The organism is Streptomyces sp. NPDC005195, assembly GCF_040608315.1.
In the GTDB taxonomy this organism is placed as follows: Bacteria; Actinomycetota; Actinomycetes; order Streptomycetales; family Streptomycetaceae; genus Streptomyces; species Streptomyces kaempferi.
The window spans coordinates 1-5,707 of the sequence record NZ_JBEXHZ010000139.1 but is presented as its reverse complement, the minus strand read 5'-3'; the positions used below and the strand labels follow the sequence as shown (position 1 = coordinate 5,707).

At 70.1% G+C, this 5,707-nt stretch carries 5 protein-coding genes; 3 read left to right on the top strand and 2 right to left on the bottom strand.

Going from position 1 to position 5,707, the window contains the following annotated elements:
• A partial coding sequence (locus tag ABZV34_RS36730) for a beta-propeller fold lactonase family protein (protein WP_356286807.1) occupies positions 1 to 1,080 on the top strand: 1,080 nt, incomplete at its 5' end.
• Between the two features lie 62 nt (positions 1,081 to 1,142).
• Here the strand turns inward: ABZV34_RS36730 and ABZV34_RS36725 are convergent.
• Complete coding sequence (locus ABZV34_RS36725) at positions 1,143 to 1,685, bottom strand: DoxX family protein (protein ID WP_356286810.1); 543 nt, start codon at positions 1,683 to 1,685, stop codon at positions 1,143 to 1,145.
• Between the two features lie 460 nt (positions 1,686 to 2,145).
• On the opposite strand from ABZV34_RS36725, the gene ABZV34_RS36720 reads away from it, so the two are divergent.
• Complete coding sequence (locus ABZV34_RS36720; RefSeq protein ID WP_356286804.1) at positions 2,146 to 2,859, top strand: beta-glucanase; 714 nt, start codon at positions 2,146 to 2,148, stop codon at positions 2,857 to 2,859.
• A gap of 149 nt (positions 2,860 to 3,008) precedes the next feature.
• Here ABZV34_RS36720 and ABZV34_RS36715 read toward each other — a convergent pair whose 3' ends face one another.
• Positions 3,009 to 4,532, bottom strand: a complete 1,524-nt coding sequence (locus tag ABZV34_RS36715; RefSeq protein ID WP_356286801.1) for a SpoIIE family protein phosphatase — start codon at positions 4,530 to 4,532, stop codon at positions 3,009 to 3,011.
• Positions 4,533 to 5,078: 546 nt separating this feature from the next.
• On the opposite strand from ABZV34_RS36715, the gene ABZV34_RS36710 reads away from it, so the two are divergent.
• On the top strand, positions 5,079 to 5,707 hold a 629-nt coding region (locus ABZV34_RS36710), incomplete at its 3' end, for a PAS domain-containing protein (RefSeq protein WP_356286798.1).

Genomic DNA, 5,707 nt, shown 5'->3' with positions numbered 1-5,707 from the left:
CGCGGGGACACGGCCAAGGCCGATCACGCCGTCTTCGTCCAGGGCGACGAACTCGACGGCAACACCATCCACGTCTTCAAGCGAGGTGGGGGCGGCGAGTTGACGGCGGCGGGCCGCTACGCGACCGGGGGCAGGGGTGGCGACCAGGTCGACGCCCCCACCGACTCGCTCGCCTCCCAGGGCTCACTCGTCTACGACGACCGGTCGGGTCGGCTCCTGGCGGTGAACGCGGGAAGCGGCACCGTGACGTCGTTCCGGGTGCGCGGCCAGAAGCTGACCGACCGGCAGACAGTGCGCTCGGGCGGGGACTTCCCCTCCTCGATCGCGGTGTCGGGCAGGCTCGCCTACGTCATGAACGCGGGGGGCGCGGGCAGCGTTCAGGGGTTCCGGATCACGGCCAAGGGCCTTGAGCCGCTGCGCGGTTCGCACCGTTCACTCGGGCTGGACAACAAGAAGGTGCCGCTGTTCTCCAGTTCGCCGGGCCAGCTCGCGTTCACCCCGGGTGGCAGGCAGCTGGTCGTGACCACCAAGTCCGCGAACACCATCGAGGTCTTTCCGGTACGACATGACGGGCGCCCCTCTCGCCACCCGGTGGTCAACGACTCGGCTGGAGGCGTGCCGTTCGCCATCACCTTCGACCGGGCCGGCCGCATGCTGGTGGCCGAGGCCAAGGACTCCACGGTCAGCACGTACAAGGTGCGTGCCGACGGCACTTTGGACGTCGTGCAGAAACCGTTGCCGAACGGCCAGAAGACGCTGTGCTGGCTGGAACGCGCGGGTGACTTCTTCTACGGGGGCAACACCGGCAGTTCGACCGTCACCGGCTACCGCACCGACCGCCGCGGCAGGCTGGCGCTCACCACCGGTGGCGGCGTCGCCACGCCGCCGTCGGCCACGTCCCAGGGTGTCATCGACCTGGCGGTGACGAAGGACGAGAGGTTCCTCTACGTACAGAACGCCACCTCGGGCACGGTCGACGGGTTCCGCGTGGGCGGGAACGGCTCCCTGACCAAGGTCACCACCGTCACCGGACTTCCCTCCTTCGCCGAATCCGGCATGGAGGGCATCACCGCGGTGTAGGAAAGCGGCCGCCGCGGCGATGGGCGCCCCGGGCACCTTGTCCGGGGCGTCATGCCGGCCCGCTAGAGCAACAGCACGACGGCGGCAGCGACGCCTCCGAGGAGCAGGGCGAGGACGGCATCGGGCCAGCCGCCCCGTCCCCAGCGGAACGGATGGTCCAGGGCCAGCTTTCCCGGACCGGTGGCCGCGACGCCGAGTGCGACGACCGCGATACTCAGGTTGTATTCCAGGCCCCCGTTGGTCACCCACACTCCGTGGGCCGCCGTGACGGTCACCATGGCGTTGATCATCACGCCGATCAGGGCGCCCGCCGCCAGGGGGGTGAACAGTCCCACCGCGAAGCCGAGGCCTCCGAGGAGTTCGGAGGCACCGCCGATCACGGCGTAGACCTTGCCCGGCCGGTAGTCCAGCGCGGCGAGCCCCCTGGCGGTGGCGGTCAAGCCGTCGCCACCGAAGATTCCGAAGAGTTTCTGGGCGCCGTGTCCCGCCATCAAGAGGCCGAACGTGAGCCTGATGAGCAGCAGACCGCAGTCGCCGGCCGAGACCGCCGTTCGTGCGGGAGCGTCCGCCGGGGGCTGGGGAGAAGCGCGTAGTCGCCGAGGGATGGAGTTCACGGGGACTCTTCTCCGCTCCGCGTTCCATGGTGGGGGCGGCCGGCCTTCGAGGAACAGCGGAACTCGTTGTCGGGTCGTCGTGACGCCGCGAAGGCGGCGTGCGAGAAAGACCGCGCCACTGCCACGCACATGCCCCGCACGGTCACCTCTGTCTGGCGTCCGTCCGGGGCAGGCCGCCGGCTGTCTTCGTTGTGCGTTCGTGGCCGTGTCCTTCCATCCTTACTCCGGTCCGCCGCTCATGTCGGCCGTCCGGCGGGGGAGCCGCGCGCACGAGCCCGGACGGTGACGTCCGGTCGCGCAGCGGCACTGTGTCCCGGCGTCGCGGCGCGCCGAGATCCCGACGTCCCGAGTCCACGGGGGCCGGGGGCGCGTCTCACCCGGACGTGTAGTTTGCGCGGCGGTGCGGGGGCGTGCGGGCATGGCGGGGTCGCCCGCCGGAGAGAACCAGAGCATGCACGAACCGGTGTCCGACGAACCGCTCCCCGTCTCCGGAATCCCGCCCGCGACCGATGTGGTCTTCACCGCGGACTTCGCTTCCACCCGGCAGTGGGTCGTCGGCCGTTCCTGGGCCTATCCCGACGGCGGTCCGGTCAATCCTGGCGACGACAAGCTCGACTACCTGGTCGAGGACGGTACGTACTGCCGCACCGGCGTCTTTCGGGCCACACGAAGACGGGACGGCAGATGGAACACGGGACTGCTGACGACCGAAGGCAGTGAAGAGGAGTTCGCCGTCCGCGCGGGCGACGTACTGGAAGCACGTGTGCGGTTGCCCCGCGAGCTCGGGGCCTGGCCGGCGATCTGGACCTGGCGGGACGGCGGCCAGGAGATCGACGTCTTCGAGTACCACCCCGACAACGCGGATCTGTTGGAGTTCTCCAACCATGTCCGCGGCAGCGGTCACTACTACACCGACGAGTCGGTGGGTCCGGGTGCGTGGGTCGATCTGTGCGTCGAGTTCGGCGTCCGTTCCGTGGTGTGGTGGGTGAACGGCACCCAGGTGTTCGCGGACCGGCGAGGGGTGGGGCGCGCCTGGCATGCCTACCTGATCGTCAACCTGTCGGTGTGCGCCGGGCGTTACCATCCCGCTCCCACCCGTGGGACGAGTGCGATGTCGTACGAGGTGGAGAGCCTGGTGGTGCGACGAGCGGTGCCGACCCACTGAACGGTGAGACCTTCGGAACAGCGACTCCGGTGGAGAACCGGCCTGCCGAGCTCCACGTGACGCGGGTCGTCCGCGTTCAGTGATCCTCGGGCGCGCCGGCCTGGATGACGCCCGCAGCATCGGCGCCGACGGAAGCGGCGTCCCGCCGTTCAGGACGGTGGCGTCTGCTCAGAGGCGCGGGCTTGCAGTACCCGGACGATGAGCAGTGCGACGTCGTCATGGCCGCCCGGGTCGCGGAGGGCGTGCAGGAGCACCTCGCAGGTCTCGTCGAGGGAGCGGTGCGGATCGTCCAGGAGGATGAGCAGACTGTCCATGCACGCGTCGATCGGAAAGCCGCGTTTCTCGACCAGGCCATCGGTGTACAGGACGAGTTGATCGCCACGGTCCAGAGCGAGCTCACTGGTGTGGAAGTCGCCGTTGCCCACGCCCAGCGGGGTTCCGGTGGGCAGGTCGAGCAGTTCGTGTCTTCCGTCCACGCGGAGGAGCGCGGGCGGCAGGTGGCCGGCCAGCGAGATGAGGCATCGCGCGCTGCGCGGGTCGTAGACGGCGTAGACGCATGTGGCGATGATGTCCTGCTCCAGGTCCTCGGTGATGCGGTCGAGGTGCTGGAGGACCTGGGCGGGGTCGAGGTCGAGGCCGGCCAGGGTGCGGGTGGCGGTGCGGAGCTGGCCCATGGTGGCGGCGGCGCTGACCCCGCTGCCCATGACGTCACCGACGACCAGGGCGGTCTTGTCGCCACCGAGGGCGATGACGTCGAACCAGTCACCGCCGATCCCGCTGGCCGCCCTGGCCGGCTGGTACCGGGAGGCGACGGCCAGTCCCGGCCGCTGCGGTGGAGGGTGGGGGAGGAGGCTGCGCTGGAGAGTGAGGACGGTGCGTCGTTGCTCTTCGAAGGCGCGGTAACGTTCGGTGACGTCCACGCTGGAGGTCACCACGCCCAGTGCCTTCCCGTTGGGCGCTTCGAGCCGGTGGAACGAGATCGACCAGGCGTGCTCGTTGTCCGGGTCGGCAGGGGTGCGGGCAGAGGTGTACTGGTCCAGGACGGGGGTTCCGGTGGCCAGTACCTCGTGGATGGTCGTTTCGAAGGACTCGTCCAGGAGCGGCAGCACGTCATGCACGTGCCGGCCCAGGTGGTCGGCGGCGGGGACGCCGCTCATCCGTTCCTCCGCCGCGTTGACCGACACGTAGCGGAGGTCGGTGTCCAGTACACCGAGCCCGATCGGCGACTGGGAGACCAGCCGCGCGGCCAGTGCCAGTTCGCGTTCGACCTGCCGCAGCGTGGCCTGATCCGCCGCGATCCCCAGGGCGTAGTGGTCACCCTGCTCGTCCTGGAGCCGCATGTTACGGAACTCCACACGTCGCGTACTGCCGTCCTTGTGCTTGATGGGGAAAACTCCGGCCCAGCTGCCGCCGCCCTCCATGACCTGCGCGAACAGGCCGAGGACGACGTCCCGGTGCTTCTCGTGGATCAGGAGGCGACCGGCGAACTCGCCGAGTGCCTCGTCGGCGCTGTACCCGAAGAGATCCTCGCCCTGAGGGCTCCACAGAACGATCTTGCCGTGGTCGTCGAGGAGGATGGCTGCCACGCTCAGCAGGTCGAGGAGGCCGCCGGACGCGGTCGGGGCGACGTCCGCCGTGTCGTAGTCGCGCTCCAGCGACTCGGCTGCACCCATCCCCATCCCTCCTCACTGCACGCGGCCACCGGGTGGCTTCAGGACGCCGAGGCACCCCGTGGCTCGGCAGCAGGCGTCATGCTCCTCCTCATCGTCTCCCTCCACGCCGAGTCCCGCAGCCATACCCGCCGCAAACCTGAAACGGGGGCATCGTCTCGGATCCGGTCGGCTACCGCCCAAAATACGCGTGCCCTCGCCGCCGCGGGGCCCGGACAGGACAGGGCGGAGGGAGCCGGGCGGGCACCGGTCCGCCCGTGAGGTACGGCGGACGCGCGGTGATGTTCCCTCCGGGGCCACCCGGAAGGCCCACGAGGCCGGCGAAGGTGTCAGGGCCGTTTCCCGCTCGGGCGACGGCGGAGGGCCGCGGGTACGGAAACGCTGGAGCCACCGACCGCGGCCGGGCGGTCACCAGCGCGTGAAGGAGCCGACGTGCCCGCGGGCGGACGCGCGGAAGCGCCGACGGGCGGCGATCGGGGCATCGCCGCGGTTGTACACCCAGGGCCGCGGACAGATGCTGTAGACATCGCCACGGGTTGGGGTGGTGCCATGAATGTCTGGAATGCGAAGGACAGCGTCTACTTCCGTGGTCCCCTCGACATCACGCGAGCCGCCACGGCGGTCCTGGACGCCCGGGGCTGGGTCGTGGGATGGAGTCCGGCGGCCGAGGAGATGCTCGGCTACCGGTCGGACGAGATCGTGGGCCACCCCGTGGACGTGCTGTTCGCGGGCGGGCGTTCCTGGCAGCCCGGACTGGCCGAGTGGCGTGACGCCTTCGACGTGCGCAGCAACGCGGTCGACCTCGAACACCGGGACGGCCACATCGTACGGTCGGCGACGATGATGTCCCGCCTGTCCGACGGGAGCCACGGACCGGCCTGGATCGTCGTCGCGGCGGAGCTGGACGAGGTCCAGGACTGGGAAGCGGGCCAGGCCATGCTGCGCGGCCTGGCCACCCAGTCACCCATCAGTCTGACCATCTACGACACCGCCCTCCGGCTGACGTGGGCCAACACCGCGTCGGGACGGGAGTTCACCGAACCTGTCGAGAACGTCATCGGCACGCTGTCGCAGGACCTGTACCCGGGCGGCGAGGTACTGACCGAGGGGGCGCCGTCGACGCTGGAACAGGTCATGCGGAACGTGCTCACCACCGGTGAGCCGGTGGTCGACCTGCG

Bases quoted from the DNA above. Each gene is read 5' to 3' on its own strand.
- ABZV34_RS36720 (WP_356286804.1), top strand. From the start codon at position 2,146: ATGCACGAACCGGTGTCCGACGAACCGCTCCCCGTCTCCGGAATCCCG.
- ABZV34_RS36715 (WP_356286801.1), bottom strand. From the start codon at position 4,532: ATGGGTGCAGCCGAGTCGCTGGAGCGCGACTACGACACGGCGGACGTC.